Genomic DNA, 17,124 nt, shown 5'->3' with positions numbered 1-17,124 from the left:
TTATATCGATACTAGAATTGTTTGTAAACAGATTCCCTCCATTTTCCGAAAATAATTTAGTTATATGAGACCAATTTTAATCTCTTGGTCATGAATCAGCCGAATCCATGATAACATCTGCTTCTCTTGCGAATCACTGGCAGATACTGTTCCACCAAAGGTTTGAGCAGCAATTGCATCTGCCCAAAAGTCCGGTTCGGTTATCACCTTATCAAAATACGGATAAATATAATTACTTTGCGTGAATAGCATTTTTTCAAGAAGATCCAACTTGATTGGATCCTCTGCGGCAAACTTCTCATCTATTTTTCGCAGGACATTCACAAAAGATTGGTATTCGGCCAATGGTTTTAATTCGTCAACACTTATGGTGTGGGCTTTACCGTCCATCCAAAACAGCTGGACGTTTTCAGAAACTTTTACTTTCATGAGCTCTAATAAGACTTGCGTTTTTGAAACCTGCCATCCAAACGGATCATTTAACAAAATTTTGGCAGCCGACACATATTCCTTTAATGGAAGTTTCTGTGCGGTTTTGATTTCTTGAACCTGTTCATAAACTGAATGCGCTCCGAGGTGAGCAAAATTTCGAGTTTCTACTGCTAATTTGTTGCCATTACCTTTTCGAAAGCGATCTTCTTGATCAATGATCAGTCTTTGCCACTCCTCATACTTTTCAGAAGGTGCCTGACCCAGCACTTCCCTTGCTGCCATGTAAATTTGATTTGCCAGAAATATGTTTAACACATTTTCTTGGTATTTCGGATAGACAATCAGCTCATCAGCAAAGTTTTGAACGGTCTCATAGGCATCGTGATATTTTTTCAAATAATATAGAGCACTCGCGTACAGGCCGTTAATTTCCAATTCGTTGGGATATTTTTTCAATAAATGCTCGGCATTGTTAATCACTTGGTTGAATCGACCGTCTTTAAGATCTTCTTGTGCACTCAATAAAATGACCTGATCATTTTTTGCAATCTCAGCCATATTTTCCTCCATTATTGACATCTACAGAAAACGAGTAATTCAAATGAATGAATTACTCGTTTTTGAATTAATCTTTTTCAGTTGCTTTTTGTTTTTTCTTCGAACGTTTGTGATGCTGGTTAACTTCCATGATAACCGGCAGAATAACAGGTCGCCGTTTGGTCTGCTTGTAAAGATAATCGCTTAAGTCTTCACGCACGTCCTGCTTCAAATTGCTCCAATCAAATTCTTTATGCTCTAAATTATTGGTAACCGTCTTTTCAATAATTCCAGCAGCATCCTTCATTAGATCCTTGTTAGCCTTAACGTAAACAAATCCTCGTGAAGTTAATTTAGGGCTTGAAACAATTCGTTTCTTTTTTCGGTCAATTGTGACAACGGCAACGAAAATCCCATCTTCGGAAAGAACCTTTCGATCACGGAGGACAATGTTTCCAATATCCCCGATTCCAATTCCATCAATCATGGTGTCAGCAAGATCGACGCCTTTTCCGAGATGAATATCATCCTTCGAGATGGAAATAATATCACCTTTGGCGGGAATAACAATTTGATCGTCGGTATATCCAATTTCTTTTGCTAAATTGGCGTTGGCTTCAAGCAGTCGATACTCACCTTGAACTGGAATTACATACTTTGGATGGAGAAGATTCATTAATAACTGAAGGTCGGATTGACTCGCATCTCCCGATGAATTCATCTCATCAGAAATCATTTTCACTTCACCGTCTGCCCGATAAACCATATCCCGAGTTTTGGCTACGGTTGTTTCCATAGCAGTCGATGGTGTTGTTGTAATGAATACCAGATCGCCAGGCTCAATGTTGATATCACTTTGTTCTTTGTTGGCCATCCGCTGAATCGCCTTGATTGGTTCACCCATCTTACCAGTCTGAATGATCACCACTTTGTCCGGTGCCATCTTCTTTAGCTCATCAAGTGATCCAATCAACAAATTGTCTTCAGGCAGCTTCAAGGTGTTTAACCCCATGGCTGTTTTTACAATTCGTTCCAAATCATGACCTGTCAGATAAACTCTGCGACCTGTTCTGGCAGCCGCATTGAAAACCTGCTGCATTCTTAAAATGTTAGATGCAACACTGGCAACAATAATTCGGCTGCTCTGGTAATTAAATGTGTCATAAATATATTCTGCAATTTTCTTTTCTGAAGCACTTGGCTTGGGATTCTCAGCATTCCCAGAATCGTCAAGCAAGGCCAAAACCCCTTCATCGCCAAGCTGAGTTAATGCAGAATAATTGGTTTGGTAAATCGGTGCTGCTGTCTGGTCAAACTTAAAATCACCGGTATATACGATAATGCCGTCTGACGTATGCAGTGCGATGCCCAGGGAACCAGGAATTGAATGAGTTGTCTTAAAGAAAGTAACCTTAATATCGTCAAAATCAATCTCACTACGGTCACTAACAACGTGAAAATCATCAAAGCTCTTGATCTCTTCAGAATCAGCAACATTTAGCTTGGCCAATTCAATGGTCATTTCTGAACCAAAGACAGGAACGTCAAACTTGCTCAAAAAGTATGAAATTGCACCAATCGAGTCTGCATGACCATGTGTCAGGAAAACTCCGACAATTCGATCCTTATTTTCTTCCAGCCAGCTAAAGTCGGGAATGACAACGTCAATCCCTAATAATTCGTTTTCAGGATATTTTAGACCACAGTCCAAAATATAGATTCCGCCATTAATGTCAACCGCGTACATGTTTTTGCCGTTTTCGCGGGCGCCACCAATTGCCATGACTTTTATTTCGTTTTTCATGATTCACCTCAAAAATTAATATGTTCTTTTTTACGTTCGTTTTCAGCTTCTTTTAGTTTAACATATTTTTTGTTGAAACCGAATTTTTCAAAAAAAGATTGCTGTTTTTTAAATATAATATGTATAAAAAAAGAACGGATAAAATCCGTTCCCGAAATGTTAATATTAACGACGAAGACCCAAGTCTTTGATTAATTGACGGTAACGGGTAACATCATTGTCACGTAAATATGCCAATAAGTTACGACGATGACCAATCTTCTTCATAAGTCCACGTTGTGAATGATAATCCTTACGATGTGTACGCATATGTTCGTTCAGTTCGTTGATATCTGCAGTTAAAACAGCGATTTGAACCTCTGCTGAACCGGTATCGCCTTCGTGACGAGCAAACTTGTTGATAATTTCGTTTTTCTTGGTCTGTGTAATTGCCATAGTATATAACCACCTTTTAATTTTTTTGAAGCCAACAACTGAGTAAGCGGAAGTGGTACCCGACAAACTAAGTCGAAGGTCTTGTACAACACACAAAAAATAGTATAACGGATTTCCCAATTAAATACAAGCCTACCAATGAAATTCGTTCATTGTTTGGGTTGCAATAGTTCGCCGATTTTTGTATAATGATGCTTGTTGAAATTTAATAATTTTTACTAAGAATAATACTCGGAGGTGAGTCAAATGCCAATTATCAAATCTGCTATCGAACGTGTTAAAACTAACGAAAAAGCACAACGTCGTAATGCTGCTCAATTGAGTACATACCGTACTGCAGTTAAGAAGTTCCAAAAGGCACAAATTGCCGGTTCTGACGACGTTAAGGATTTATACATTAACGCAATCAGCGCAATTGATCGCGCAAAATCAAAGGGCTTAATCAAAGCTAACAAGGCTGCTCGTGACAAGTCACGTTTAACTTCAAAGTTAGCAAAATAATACCTTTCCAGTTGTTAGTTAGGCTAACAACTTTTTTTGTATCTAAAAACAGGCACAGAAGCTGCAAATGCAGTTTCTGTGCCTGTTTTAGTATATCTTAACCCACACTTTTCATAAACTTAAGAACAAAAAGTTCAAATAACAGTTCAGGCGGGCGATTGGTAGATTTCATCTGACGTTCGGTATCAACCAGTCCAATATATGCATCTCGTAATTGATCATAATTAAACTTTCTAACCGTTTGCATTGCAAGCTTTACCCGGTATGGATGAACTTTAAGGGTCGCAGCAAGGTTTCCCTGGGAATAGCCATGCTTCTGCAGAATCATGACCTGCAGCAACAGCCGAAACTGCTGAATCAAAACGGCATTAATCCGAATGGGTTCATCATTTTCCAAAATCAGCTGATGATAAATATCCATCGACTGTTTAGGGTTCTTCTGGAGAACGCTGTTAACTAGATCGAAAACATTTTGTTCCATTGACCGGCTGACGAGACCATTGACAGAGTCGATCCCGATTTCTTTGGATTCATTATTATATAAAAGCAGCTTTGGCAGGTCGCTCATCATCGCGGTCAGCTTGCCCCCTGTCAATTCCACCATTCTATCCAATGCATCATGATCGATGTTGAATCCAGCAGCAGTAATCTTTTCAGTAACCAACTTTTTAATTTCATTCTCTCGAAGTTTGCCAATTTCCACTGTAACAGCAACTTTTTTGAGCGCCTTGGTGACTTTTTTCCGTGAATCCAACTTCTCGTATGGCGCAAAGATAACCATCACCGTTGATTCCTCGGGATGCTTTAAATACTCAAGAAAATCATCGACATTTTGTTCAACTTTTGATTTGGTTCGCATCCCTGTTAAGAAATACGGTCGATTAATCATCACCAACCGCCGTTCACCAAAAAATGGAACGGAGATTGCATCCTCAACCGCTGCCGAAATAGAAGTATCTTCCATATCATAGCTGCCGATATTCATCGAACGTTCACTTTCGGGGATAATCTTGGTAAACGCATCTTTAATTTGTTGTGAAAGATAGGACTGATCGCCCAAAATCAAATAAACTGAATCGGGGGCCCCATCGTTTAATTCTTTTATTAATTGCGAATAGTTCATTCTAAGTTCCCTTCGTTGCCTTTTAACACCGTTTCAAAGTGCCCGGTATTATTTCGATAAATATATCTTACCATACCCTGTTTTTGGGTATTAAAGATTCGGACATGGTGCTGCTTAAGTGTCACTAACGTTTCGTCGTTTGGGTGTCCATATCGGTTATGCCGACCTGCAGAGATTAACGCAATCCGCGGCTTAACCGATGTGATAAATTGCGGATCAGAAGATGTTTTACTCCCATGGTGGCCTACTTTCAATACGTCAGCGGTCAATCCGGGGTGCCGAGCAATTGTATCCAGCTCTCCTGGACGATCCAGATCGCCTGTGAACAGCCAGCTTAGTCCCCCTTTTTGAGTTCCCAAAACCATCGAATCATGGTTCTCACCTTTACCGGCTAAATACGGGTGGTATATGGTGGCAGGCAGCTTCGCAACCTGCATTTCATCATTCACACACAGCAATTTGGTCTTGTTTTGTCGCTTGGCAATTTTCTGCATGAAGCTGGGATTCTTATCCATCCCCAAAGGTATGATAATTTGACCAATTGCCATTTCTTCAATGAATGCCGGTAGATCACCACAATGATCGGCATCTTGGTGACTCACACATAGATTATCGATCTTTGAAATACCAATACTTTTTAAATAATTAATCGATAATCGTTTTGCTTGATAATGCTGGGTTCCTTTTTGCCATGATTCGGAATTAAACTGAACCTTCCCACCAGTGTCAATCATTGTCACGCTCCGGTTGAAAGGCTCGCGGATCAAAAAACTGTCCCCTTGACCAATATCAAACATCGTTACCTCACCATTTATTGGAAAGTGAATCCAGCAAAATGTGCCCAGATAAATAGTCACCAATGCTAAGGAAATCTGTTTGGCATACAGGCGATCGGCGATAGCAAGGAAAAATGTCAGCGAAAGCATGAGCAGAACCATAACCAAAGGCGGTTTCCCAAACACAATCATCCCAGGCAGACCACTAATGGCGTTTAGCCCATCGTTAAAGACATGAAGGACCCAGTCAATTGGAGTGGTTAAGATAGCTCCGGCGGCTCCAACAATTACACCGAGGATGACCAAGGGGAAAATGATTTGACCAAAGATTGGCAAAACAATCAGATTAACAGCAACGCTTAAAACATGCCATTCATAGAGATTGAATAACAGAATCGGCACCGTCAGTAAGTTCAACAAAATCGTTTGTTTAATATATGAAAACTTTTCCGAAGCAATCAACCCAAGTGACAGCCCATAACTTAACTGAACACCCATTAAGAACATGGTTTCAGGTAAAATCAACAGGTTTATCATCAAGGATGTACTCCAAATATCGAGCCTTGAAAATCCCAGCTTTAAAAGCCGATTGATAATTGCAATTACTGCCATGATCACAGCCCTCATCAACCCTGGCGAGCCACCAGAAAAAACAAAATATCCTCCCAGTAGAGTGATGGCAATAATTGCCTTTTTGAGCTTGGATAGTCCCAGCCATGCCATCAATTGATCAACAATGGAAAGAAAATAAGCTACATGCATCCCTGAAATGCTAAAAATGTGAAGAAGGCCCAAACGCTGAACGCCAGTCATTTCATCAAAAAAATCATTTGCCCGATAGCCACTGATCAAACCGGTTGCGTATATCCCCAACGTCTTCGGGAGTCGTTGGCAATAATGGTTAAATTGTGCACGAATAATGTGAATCCGATCAATAATCGTCTGCCTTCGGGGAGACCCATCAAAATGAATGTTTTCAACAATAAATGAAGAATTGATTTTTTGATGATGATAATACCGTTCAGCATCAAACTGATTCACATTCGTTGCCGGCAGAAAGTCCGACGGCTTACCCGCTACTGTAACCATCAACGGATCCACACTCTGCTTAAACAGTTGCTGCTGGCATTTGTCCTTTAGTCTGGCATAAAAGACCATCTTTTGGTTGGTATCCTCGGGCTTGGCAATAAAGCTTAGATTCGCCCCGTCAACCTTCGTTGTGTCCGGATAAACCTTAACAACATATGATTGCTTACTAGGGATTTGTGACAATTGATGATTTGAAAGCAGACAAGCTGCAGAAAATACAGCTGCCGCCAATACACAAGCGATGATGACTTTCAAATTTCGTAATAATAAAATTCGTAGAAAAAACAAGCTCAATAATCCGAGCCCAATCAAAACATTACCAGCCATTGCCATACTCATGAACAACATAACGCCAGCGGGAAAGATGAGCCAGTTTTTATTAATAACTATTCAGACAAATAGGATTCGAATGGAACTCTATCCATGTCGGCTTGAGTCAATTTTATTTTGTTTAATTCAATATTCTTCAAACTAATCAACTTTTGTGCGTAATCATTATTATGGTAGTTTCTCAAGTAATTGATCTTGGTGATTCCTGCCTGCAACAGCATTTTTGTACATTGGAGACAGGGAAAGTCCGTCACATATATTTCTGCATTATCTGTACTCTCGCCGAACTTGGCACATTGAAGGATGGCATTCATCTCCGCATGAATTGTTCTAACGCAATGACCATCTTCCAAGTAACAGCCAACATCAATACAATGATCATCTCCGGCAACAGATCCGTTATATCCACCGGCAATGATCCGCTTATCTCTGACAATGACAGCACCAACGGATAATCGCTCACATGTGCTTCTTGAGGCCAACAAAACAGCCTGCATCATAAAATATTGGTCCCATTTAATTCGCTTATCCATTTTCATTCCACCTTCTCTGGTGTAAATCATATCTCAAATTCGCATTTTGGGCTATACGCAAATTGAAGATTTAAGATTAGCAAAGGTTTTGTCGCCAAATCCAGGGACTTCTTTTAGCTCCTCAATATTTTTAAATTGACCATGGGCCTGACGATAAGCAATGATTTGATCGGCCTTTTTTTCGCCAATGCCGGTTAGTTCCTGGAGCTTTGTCTTATCAGCGGTATTCAGATTAATTTGCTGGGAACCGGTTGTTGATCCGCTATCTGCTGTTGAGCCTGAGCCGTCCGCTGAGGGCGTTTGCTCAGATGCTTCAGGTGTTGATGCCGTACCTACTGTGGAAGTGACCGGGGTGCCCTTTTCGCCTCGTATTGGCACATAGATCACCTGCTGGTCGGTCAATTTTTGGGCAAGATTGATTTTCTTCTTATCTGCCGAGCGATTATACCCACCAGCCAATGCGATTGCATCGACCACCCGCATATTACCACTGATTTGGTACACACCAGGATTCTTCACGGCACCTTTGACGTCCACGTACATTTGCTGATTTGACCCTGACGAAACTGGCTTGGTCTGCTCCTGAGGCGTTGATGTTTGTGAAGCTGAATCTGCCGTCGTGCTGGTTGAACTTCTGATCATACTCTGATCATCACCTTCTGAAGCATCATCGCCTCCTCGAATGAGCATTCCACCAATAACAAACATAAAAATAATAATGACTGCAACTAGGCCAATCAGTATCTGATAAAGATATTCATCAATGAACTCACGTATCCTATCCATACTGTACCTCCCTTCTAAAATGTACATACGAAAAAAAGGATTAGTTTATCTAATCCTTTTATCAATAATGCTATTTATTTTTCTCTAATACTGAAACTGCTTGGGCAAATGTCTTAACAGGAATCACTTTCATTGAAGGTGCATATTTTTTTGCTGTTTCTTTAGCCAACTGATAATTGGTTTTGTGATCCTCTTCATACTTTAAAATGTACTTCGTTGGTTTAATGTACGGGGCAAGGAAGATCTTTGCACCATGCTTCTTGGCAGTGATTACTTTTTTATCAATTCCGCCAATTTCACCAACATTTCCAAACCCGTCAACAGTTCCAGTTCCGGCAACCTTTTGTCCATGTCTTAAATTCTTATTTGTTAGTTGACTATAAATTTGGAGCGAGAACATCAGCCCACCGGATGGTCCGCCAACTTGGCCAGGGTGAACTTTAATTGGAATTGATGGTTTAACCTGGATATCATCAGTCAATGTAATTCCAATTCCTGCCCGATGCTTGGAAATCATGCCCAATGGTGCAGTTGCCTCATGAAGTTTCCCGTTTCGTTTGTAGGCAACCGTCAACTTCTGACCATACTTTTGCTTTTTGACATATTTAATAAAGCCGGCTGAACTTTGAAAATGATGACCATCTAGAGCAACAACAACGTCCCCAACTTTCAGCTTATCTTTGAACTTGGAATTTTTCATGATGCTCATGACATAGATTCCGCGATACTTGATTTTGACAGCTTTATTTGCCTGGTGATAAGCAGTATAAATTGCACTGTTAATTGATCCGTTCATGTATATCTGCTGAACCTTGCTGTACTCTTTCATATCCTGACCGCCTGTAACGGCCTCTTCAGGTTCGATTGAGTAATATGGACTCAATTTAGCATACAGATACGTGAACGGCCTTGCTTGGGCAATGCTGACCGACATCAACATGAATTGTCCTTTTTGCTTATCTGGGTGCTGCTTGATGTTCACAATTTTGCTTAGATTTGCTGCATCGCCAGGACCTTCGATATATTTTGGAAGCGGCCACAGAAACCCAATCGCAATAAAAAGCAAAATGGCAAACCAAATAAGATACTTCTTAAACCACTTTTTCATCAGTCCACCACTCTCTTATACTATTTTTTTATGACCGATATTTTTCGGTTAGTGCCTTCACAACCGGTACAGTAACAAACTTATCAATATTGCCGTGGAATTTAGCGATTTCTTTGATCATACTCGATGAAAGATCCCGGTAGTTTGCCGCAGTTGGGATAAAGATAGTTTGAATGCTGTCATCCATTTTCTCATTTAACCCGGCAATTGACATTTCTGAATCCAGATCGCTTCCACCCCGAACACCACGGACCAAGACAGTTGCTCCCAAGCTTCGAGCCAATTTGACAGTTAATTCTTCTGAAACGAGAACCTCTACATTATCCAAATTTTCCAGTGCCTGCCGAGCGAAATCTGCTCTTTGATCATCTGTAAACAGTGCATGTTTATGGGTATTAATGCTAATTGCAACATACACCTTGTCAAAGACCCGACTTGCGCGCTTGATAACATCAATGTGACCAAACGTGATTGGATCGAAACTCCCTGCATATAAAGCTTTTGTCATTGCTTATTCCCCGCTTGATAGTCATAGATCGTTAAGTTTGTCAGTCCATAATTTTTCTGCTTAATGGCTTGAAAGCCATCGAGCTCATCTGGTAATTCAGTATGGTCGTCGGTTTCACAAATCACCGTGGCACCATCATTGAGGAGTTGAAGTGACTTTAGTTTTGCCAACGTCTCCGTTATCTTTTGGAGCTTATACGGTGGGTCAAGAAAGACCATGTCGAATTTCACACCATCTTCAGCTAATTGTTTCAAGATGACTTCTGCATTGCCTTTGATAACCTCAAACCGGTCTTCGGCATGAATCTTGGCGATGTTTTCTTTGATCGCCTTAATTGCTTGATACTGGCGATCAACCAACACAGCGCTGTCCATTCCTCTGGAAACTGCTTCAATGCCAACGGCGCCAGATCCGGCAAAAAGGTCCAAAAACTTGCCGCCTTGATAATAGGGACCGGTCATACTAAATAACGATTCTTTTACCTTGTCAGTAGTTGGGCGAGTCTTATCGCTTTTAACCGGTGTTAATCGAATACCACCATATTTACCAGATACAATTCTCATACCATACCTCGACTCTAATAATCCTCGTCCGCCAAATCATCATCTTCCAAATCGGTTTTTCCTTCAACTTCATGAACCAACTCGTTTAAATGTGAAGGAACAACTTGCTTAACGTAGTTTTGTGAAGACAATTTTTTTGTAATTTCTTCTTCATCATCTTTATTAACATAGATCAACCCGTAACGCATTCGCTTGGAAACGTAATAAAGTCTGCCATATGACTTAAGATTTCTTGAATGGCGAATCGAATGCAAATAAACGATTAATCCAGTTGTTGGTTGAATATCCAATGTCATCATTACATCTCCTAGAATTTATTTTCGGGCAACTTTCATTGCCCGCCGCTGTATTCGTTGGCTGCTGCTGATATTCAATACCAGCCCCAAGCACAGTGAAAGCGTCAAAATACTGGATCCCCCGTAACTGATAAACGGGAAAGTCACCCCGGTGATTGGTAGAACACCCAATACACCACCCATATTGAAGAATGTTTGGATTGACATATAGGTTGCAACACCATAACATATGAGGCTTTGATAAGTATCATTGCTGCGAACACCAATTTGGACCGTTCTCAAAATAATGATAGTTAGTAACGCCAAAACAATAAAAGCAGCAATTGCACCAAGTTCTTCAGTCAGAATTGACATAATAAAATCGGTATTTGGTTCAGGCAGATAACCGGTTTTTTGAACACTGTTACCAAGGCCAACACCAAATAATCCACCATTACTAATTGCATAATATGAATTAACGACTTGTTGGCCCGTTCCCTGGGCGTGCCCAAACGGATTGGTAAAAGCGACAATCCGTTGAAGTTGATAAGAATGAGAGAAAGAATCAGACTTAGCCATGGGAACTAAAACCATTTCAAATATCAAAACAGCTCCGGCCGCACAGCCATAGATAATCGATAAAGCATGTTTCCATGAAAAACCGCTGCAGTTAAACAAAATGAATGCAATTGCCAAATTAATTGCGGCCCCACCGGAGTCAGGCTGCTTTAAAATCAAAGCGATTAAAACGACTGTCCAAAATAACGGCCGCTTCATCTGATCCCACCAGTTACGAACTGAAAGGGTGATCTCGGGCTGTCCCCTATCAATGGCATCAGCCAGCCAAATAATCAAAAAGAATTTTACAAATTCGGCAGGTTGAATATTGACCGGCCCAAGGTGAATCCACCCCGCAGCTCCGTTGATTGTTTTTCCGAAAGCCAACAGACAAACTAAAACAACAACAAACAGGGCAAGCAGGATTTTCAAGAAACCTTGGATCCGTAAATATTTAATATTCATCCTCATCATGAAGAAGACAATTCCGACACTCAAAACTACGAAGATCAACTGCTTAATCAGGTAACTTAGCGGATTCCCACCATTTTGGATTGCAATATTTGCACTGGCAGAATACACCATGACAACCCCAACAATTGACATAATGATATACGGAATAAAGATAACATAATCAAGATTTTTTAAACGTTCTTTCCCCATTGGTCCAACTCCACTTTCCAAATAATATGTACGGACATCGACCTACATTATATCATAATTAAAAGTTCACTTTTCTGAATCACCAAACGGTTTACGGGAATTTAACAAACTAATTGGCTCTCCGGAAAATGACAGCAAAATAAAAACCACAATCAGTCCAGATTGGACTAACTGTGGTTCGTTTAAAATTTGATTTTAGTTGTGACGCTTCTTCTTGGCTTCTTTTTCACGAGTGTTTGAGTTAAGAATCTTCTTTCTCAAACGAATGAAGTTAGGAGTAACTTCACACAATTCATCTTCATTCAAGAATTCAAGTGATTCTTCAAGTGAAAGGTGAGTTGGTGTGTTAATCCGAGCCATATCATCGGAACCGGCAGCACGGACGTTGGTCAGGTTCTTACCTTTGGTGATGTTAACAGTGATATCGTTCTCACGGTTATTTTCACCAACGATCATACCTTCATATACTTCTGTACCTGGGTCAATTAACAATGTACCACGACTTTCAATACCCATCATTGCATAGGTAGTTGCTTTGCCGGAGTTCATTGATACAAGAGTCCCCTTCTTACGGCCAGGGTTCCAGCCCTTGATAACAGGACTGTACTTTTCAAAGGTATGGTTTAAGATACCATAACCACGAGTTAATGAAAGGAATTCAGTTGAATATCCGATCAATCCACGTGATGGTGCCAGGAATGTCAAACGAGTTTGACCATTATCGGTTGTTTCCATGTTCTGCATGGTACCTTTACGTTGTGAAAGGGTATCAATAATGGAACCAGTATATTCATCTGGTGTATCGATTTGAACTGATTCAAATGGTTCGCACATTGTGCCGTCAACTTCTCGATAGATAACTTCTGGACGTGATACTTGAAGTTCAAAGCCTTCACGACGCAGGGTTTCAACTAAAATTGACAAATGCAGCTCACCACGACCTGAAACGACCCATGAACCTGGGGTGTCGGTATCTTCAACTCGTAATGAAACATCAGTATGAAGTTCACGCTTCAAACGATCTCCCAACTGACGAGCAGTGACGAATTTACCGTCTTGACCGGCAAATGGTGAAGTGTTGGTTCCAAAGGTCATTTGAAGAGTTGGTGCGTCAATTCTAAGGATTGGAAGTGGTTCCGGATCCTTAGGGTCAACAACTGTTTCTCCAACATTAATATCTTCCATACCAGAAACGGCGATTAAATCACCAGCCTTGGCTGAATCGATATCTTCTTTCTTCAAACCAAAGAATCCCATTAACTTGGTAACACGGAAGTTCTGCTTTGAACCATCAAGCTTCATAACAGTAACACTGTCACCGACCTTGATTGTTCCACGGAAGATCCGGCCAATTCCGATACGACCAACGAAGTCGTTATAATCAAGCATTGCAACCTGGAATTGAAGTGGTTCGTCTGAATTATCGATAGGAGCTGGAATATCCTTGATGATTGTATCAAAGATTGGCTTCATTGTATGTTCCTGCTTGCTGATGTCAGGATCGTAACTTGAAGTACCGTTCATAGCTGATGCGTATACAACAGGGAAATCGAGTTGTTCTTCATCAGCACCAAGTTCAATAAATAAGTCAAGAACTTCATCCACAACTTCTTGAGGACGGGCACCTTCACGGTCAACCTTGTTAATCACAACGATTGGGGTTAAGTGTTGTTCAAGAGCTTTCTTCAAAACGAACCGGGTCTGAGGCATTGTACCTTCGAAAGCATCAACGACAAGTAAACAGCCATCAACCATTCGCATGATCCGTTCAACTTCACCACCGAAATCCGCATGTCCTGGGGTATCCAGGATGTTAATTTGTTTGTCGCCATAACGAACGGCAGTGTTCTTTGAGAGAATGGTGATTCCACGTTCTCGTTCAATGGCATTCGAGTCAAGGGCACGATCCTCAATCTGTACGTGTTGATCAAGTGTGTCTGACTGCTTTAACATTTCGTTAACCAAGGTTGTCTTACCGTGGTCAACATGGGCAATAATGGCGATGTTACGAATGTCGTCGCGTGTTTTTAATTTAGTATCCAAGTCGTTGGCTTCCCTTCATTTAAATCAAACCGAATGTTGTACATCTTGTCACTTCATATATCTTCGCATAAAAAAACTGTGACAACTGTCACAGTCCGATCATTTACTTACGATTGTAAGAATGTCTTGATGTGCATTTCGTGTTGCTAACAATACTGGTGTTGATGATAACACATCTAATCGCTGTCCGTCAATAGTTGTCATCTTAAGCCCGGCAGTTTGACACAAAATTCTGCCCGCCCCAAAGTCCCAAGGCTTCAAATAAGAAATATATCCAACTAATTCACCCCGAAGAACTGAGATGATGTCAATGCCAGCACTGCCATAAATGCGCATTCCCAAGGACTGTTGGGCAATATCTACCATATTATAATCGTTGTGCAATACCATGGGGCCACTTAGACCAATCAAGCCTTCCCTAAGGGTTGTATCTTGAATTGGGGGTAACGGTCTACCATTATCAAAGACTCCTAAATCAGGACCTCCTGAAAGCAAATGCTTCCCAATGACATCCATTACATAACCCAAAACGCCTTTTCCATCTTCATATAAGGCAATCATGATCGCAAAGTGGTTTCGCTGCTTAACAAAGTTCATTGTGCCGTCAATTGGATCGATAATCCAAATCCGACCATCCGTAGAATGAACCTGATCGCCAAAGCCCTCTTCGCCCAATATTTTTGCATTAGGATCAAAAGCTCGAATCTTACTGACTAAAAACTTTTCATTCTGCTTATCAATATTTGTAACCAAATCTTTTCGACTTGTTTTTGTATCCACCGTCAGTCGGGTATCAATCTTTCTTAGGACGTTGTCTCGAGATTCATGCAGCCACCCTTTAACTGTCTTATCAATTTGTTTGACTTCGTTAATTTCCATTCTATGCCTCGTGTATCTTTAAATTAATCGATTGTGCATCCTTGGAGATTTTGACTACCTGGTAGGCACTGTAACCAGATCGCTGTTCGAATTCTTTTTCAAGCTGTTTTTGTTCCATCTTTGAAGGAACAATTTGTTGAAATTTTCGATAAGCATCAATAAAATCCGCTCGTTTGACACCATTTGATTGCTCATAAGCCTGTTCAACTGTCTGAAAAAAATTCACAACATCAATAATTTCATCAACATTCAAGCCGTCAATCAAAGGGTATTCGTACCCATCAGCCATTATTCTCACTCCGATCATCTCTGCGTTGACTTTATTATATGATACATGTGGCCTTTGTGAAACAGAAATGACCAAAGTTTGTCATTTTTGCCGATTCAATTAATCTTAGAAATATCAAAATGTGCCCTGTTTGTAATCATGTAAATGTTTTCACCGTTTTCAATAAAGTTGCCCAAGGGTAATATTTATTGAACTGTGTTGTATTGCAATCACTTAAAGTCTATTTGTGAACGCAGTGGCTGAAAGCCTGGCTAGACTACTGGGGGACGATCCAGAACTCTGAAAAATGATATTTCTGCTCTTTGCATTGTTATCCTATATCCAGCTGCCTTCAGCTTTTGAGCTATGCTCCGACAACCCTGACCCCTACTGTGTAACACAAAAAAGCCAGCGATGAACAAGTTCATCGCTGGCTTTCTTGCGTTACACTCCGGGGTCAACCCGGGTTTTGTCGCACACTTTTTTTAAATATGCGTTGGGAATCCTAATCCAACATCAGCAGCTTCTTGAATTGGTTCGCTCAAAGTTGGATGTGGATGAATGGTAAGGGCAATGTCCTCAACATTCATGTGACTATTAACTGCCAAACTTAATTCGGCAATCAAATCACTTGCACCTGGTCCAACGATTTCGCCACCAACGATGGTCTTGTCATCTTTGGTGAAGATTAAACGAACAAATCCTTCAGCTTCGTCGAGTGATACGGCACGAGCGTTACCTGCGAATGGGAACTTCGAAGTCGAAACTTCAATATCCTTATCCTTGGCCTGTGCTTGAGTCATACCAACAACAGCGATTTCTGGATCTGAGAAGCAGACCGCAGGAACACCGACATAATCATTTGCTGTGTTCTTACCGGAAATTGCACCGGCAGCAACCTTGCCTTGGAAGAATGCTTTATGAGCCAATGCAGGACCTGACGCAATATCTCCGATTGCGAAGATATGTTCTGAATCAGTTCTGCCTTGATCATCAGTTTGAACAATTCCGTGATCGTCAACTTTAACCTTGGTGTATTCCAAGCCGAGATCATCAGTATTAGGACGACGACCAACAGTTACCATGCAGTAGTCAGCTTTGATGGTTGTTTGTTTGCCATCTTCTTCGTACGTTACAGAAACACTGTTGTCATCCTGACTTGAAGAAATTGCTTTGGCACTGGTATGAATGTCAACGCCCTTCTTCTTCAAGTTCTTAACAACCAACGAAACCATATCTTTGGTGAATCCATTCAAGATAGAATCCAATCCTTCAATAATGGTTACATGAGCACCCAAGTTGGCATAAGCGCCAGCTAATTCGGTACCAACATATCCACCACCGATAACAACGAATTCTTTTGGAATTTCCGGAAGGTTCAAGCCGCCGGTTGAGTCAACAACCCGACCGTCAAACTTGAATCCAGGAATTTCAATTGGATGTGAACCACTGGCAATGATTAAGTTGTCAAACTGAATGGTCGTTCCAGTATCTGCACTCATGAATTGTTGTGGTCCTGTCGGCATTACTCGTAACTGAGTATCACTGTCCAGAACAGCTTCTCCATGAATGATTTCAACCTTGTGCTTGTTCAGCAGCATCTTAACACCGCTGGTCATTCGGTCAACAACCTTCTTTTGCTTCCAGTCTTGTGTCTTGGCAAAATCGATTGAAGCTGGTTGAGTCGTAATTCCATACGTCGAAGCATCATTTGCTTCCTGCAGACGATGCCCAGCAGCGATCAAAGCTTTGGAAGGAACACAACCAACGTTTAAACAAACACCGCCAAGTGTATCTGATTTTTCAATCAGTGTTACTTTTTGTCCTAATTCGGATGCACGGATTGCGGCAACGTAGCCACCAGGGCCAGCTCCGATAATTACTGTTTCTTTCTTTTCAACATCAGCCATTAT

The 17,124-nt window shown here is 40.9% G+C and carries 17 protein-coding genes; 1 reads left to right on the top strand and 16 read right to left on the bottom strand.

Going from position 1 to position 17,124, the window contains the following annotated elements:
• Positions 1-60: 60 nt before the first annotated feature.
• The 3 genes from FD17_RS04805 to rpsO all read right to left on the bottom strand — a co-directional run bounded on the left by FD17_RS04805 (position 61) and on the right by rpsO (position 3,208).
• Positions 61-990 (bottom strand): hypothetical protein, encoded by a 930-nt coding sequence (locus FD17_RS04805; RefSeq protein ID WP_057824141.1) that lies wholly within the window; start codon positions 988-990, stop codon positions 61-63.
• Positions 991-1,057: 67 nt separating this feature from the next.
• Positions 1,058-2,773: a ribonuclease J gene (locus FD17_RS04800; RefSeq protein ID WP_057824139.1), complete on the bottom strand. Its 1,716-nt coding sequence runs from the start codon at positions 2,771-2,773 to the stop codon at positions 1,058-1,060.
• Between the two features lie 165 nt (positions 2,774-2,938).
• Positions 2,939-3,208, bottom strand: coding sequence for a 30S ribosomal protein S15 (rpsO, locus tag FD17_RS04795; RefSeq protein ID WP_020281908.1), 270 nt, complete (start codon positions 3,206-3,208; stop codon positions 2,939-2,941).
• Between the two features lie 246 nt (positions 3,209-3,454).
• On the opposite strand from rpsO, the gene rpsT reads away from it, so the two are divergent.
• Complete coding sequence (rpsT, locus tag FD17_RS04790) at positions 3,455-3,709, top strand: 30S ribosomal protein S20 (RefSeq protein WP_057824137.1); 255 nt, start codon at positions 3,455-3,457, stop codon at positions 3,707-3,709.
• 97 nt (positions 3,710-3,806) lie between these two features.
• Here rpsT and holA read toward each other — a convergent pair whose 3' ends face one another.
• From holA to lpdA, 13 genes are all read right to left on the bottom strand, one after another.
• The gene (holA, locus tag FD17_RS04785) at positions 3,807-4,832 is read right to left on the bottom strand and encodes a DNA polymerase III subunit delta (protein WP_057824135.1); all 1,026 of its coding nucleotides are present in this window, start codon (positions 4,830-4,832) and stop codon (positions 3,807-3,809) included.
• The gene (locus FD17_RS04780; RefSeq protein WP_057824132.1) at positions 4,829-7,024 is read right to left on the bottom strand and encodes a DNA internalization-related competence protein ComEC/Rec2; all 2,196 of its coding nucleotides are present in this window, start codon (positions 7,022-7,024) and stop codon (positions 4,829-4,831) included. The genes holA and FD17_RS04780 overlap by 4 nt, the downstream gene beginning before the upstream one ends.
• A 59-nt stretch (positions 7,025-7,083) precedes the next feature.
• Positions 7,084-7,560: a ComE operon protein 2 gene (locus tag FD17_RS04775; protein WP_057824130.1), complete on the bottom strand. Its 477-nt coding sequence runs from the start codon at positions 7,558-7,560 to the stop codon at positions 7,084-7,086.
• A gap of 51 nt (positions 7,561-7,611) precedes the next feature.
• Entirely contained in the window at positions 7,612-8,346 is a 735-nt protein-coding gene (locus tag FD17_RS04770) for a ComEA family DNA-binding protein (protein ID WP_057824128.1), read from the bottom strand.
• Positions 8,347-8,416: 70 nt separating this feature from the next.
• Positions 8,417-9,454, bottom strand: a complete 1,038-nt coding sequence (locus tag FD17_RS04765) for a SepM family pheromone-processing serine protease (RefSeq protein ID WP_057824126.1) — start codon at positions 9,452-9,454, stop codon at positions 8,417-8,419.
• A gap of 28 nt (positions 9,455-9,482) precedes the next feature.
• Positions 9,483-9,962, bottom strand: a complete 480-nt coding sequence (gene coaD, locus FD17_RS04760) for a pantetheine-phosphate adenylyltransferase (protein ID WP_057824125.1) — start codon at positions 9,960-9,962, stop codon at positions 9,483-9,485.
• The gene (gene rsmD / locus FD17_RS04755; protein ID WP_057824123.1) at positions 9,959-10,525 is read right to left on the bottom strand and encodes a 16S rRNA (guanine(966)-N(2))-methyltransferase RsmD; all 567 of its coding nucleotides are present in this window, start codon (positions 10,523-10,525) and stop codon (positions 9,959-9,961) included. Before rsmD ends, coaD begins: the two co-directional genes overlap by 4 nt.
• A gap of 14 nt (positions 10,526-10,539) precedes the next feature.
• A complete protein-coding gene (locus FD17_RS04750) occupies positions 10,540-10,821 on the bottom strand; it encodes a YlbG family protein (protein WP_057824120.1) in 282 nt (93 codons plus the stop codon).
• An 18-nt stretch (positions 10,822-10,839) separates the two neighbouring features.
• Positions 10,840-12,021: an FtsW/RodA/SpoVE family cell cycle protein gene (locus FD17_RS04745; protein ID WP_057824118.1), complete on the bottom strand. Its 1,182-nt coding sequence runs from the start codon at positions 12,019-12,021 to the stop codon at positions 10,840-10,842.
• Positions 12,022-12,216: 195 nt separating this feature from the next.
• Positions 12,217-14,064 (bottom strand): translational GTPase TypA, encoded by a 1,848-nt coding sequence (gene typA, locus FD17_RS04740; RefSeq protein WP_057824116.1) that lies wholly within the window; start codon positions 14,062-14,064, stop codon positions 12,217-12,219.
• Positions 14,065-14,163: 99 nt separating this feature from the next.
• Positions 14,164-14,943, bottom strand: a complete 780-nt coding sequence (locus FD17_RS04735) for an inositol monophosphatase family protein (RefSeq protein WP_057824114.1) — start codon at positions 14,941-14,943, stop codon at positions 14,164-14,166.
• Between the two features lies 1 nt (position 14,944).
• Entirely contained in the window at positions 14,945-15,232 is a 288-nt protein-coding gene (locus FD17_RS04730; protein ID WP_057824112.1) for a UPF0223 family protein, read from the bottom strand.
• 464 nt (positions 15,233-15,696) lie between these two features.
• Positions 15,697-17,121, bottom strand: a complete 1,425-nt coding sequence (gene lpdA / locus FD17_RS04725; protein ID WP_057824110.1) for a dihydrolipoyl dehydrogenase — start codon at positions 17,119-17,121, stop codon at positions 15,697-15,699.
• Positions 17,122-17,124: the final 3 nt, after the last annotated feature.

Origin of the sequence: Lentilactobacillus sunkii DSM 19904 (assembly GCF_001435575.1) — a bacterium.
Taxonomy (GTDB): Bacteria; Bacillota; Bacilli; order Lactobacillales; family Lactobacillaceae; genus Lentilactobacillus; species Lentilactobacillus sunkii.
Note: the sequence above shows the minus strand (reverse complement) of the source record. Positions and strands in the feature narration are given on the sequence as shown.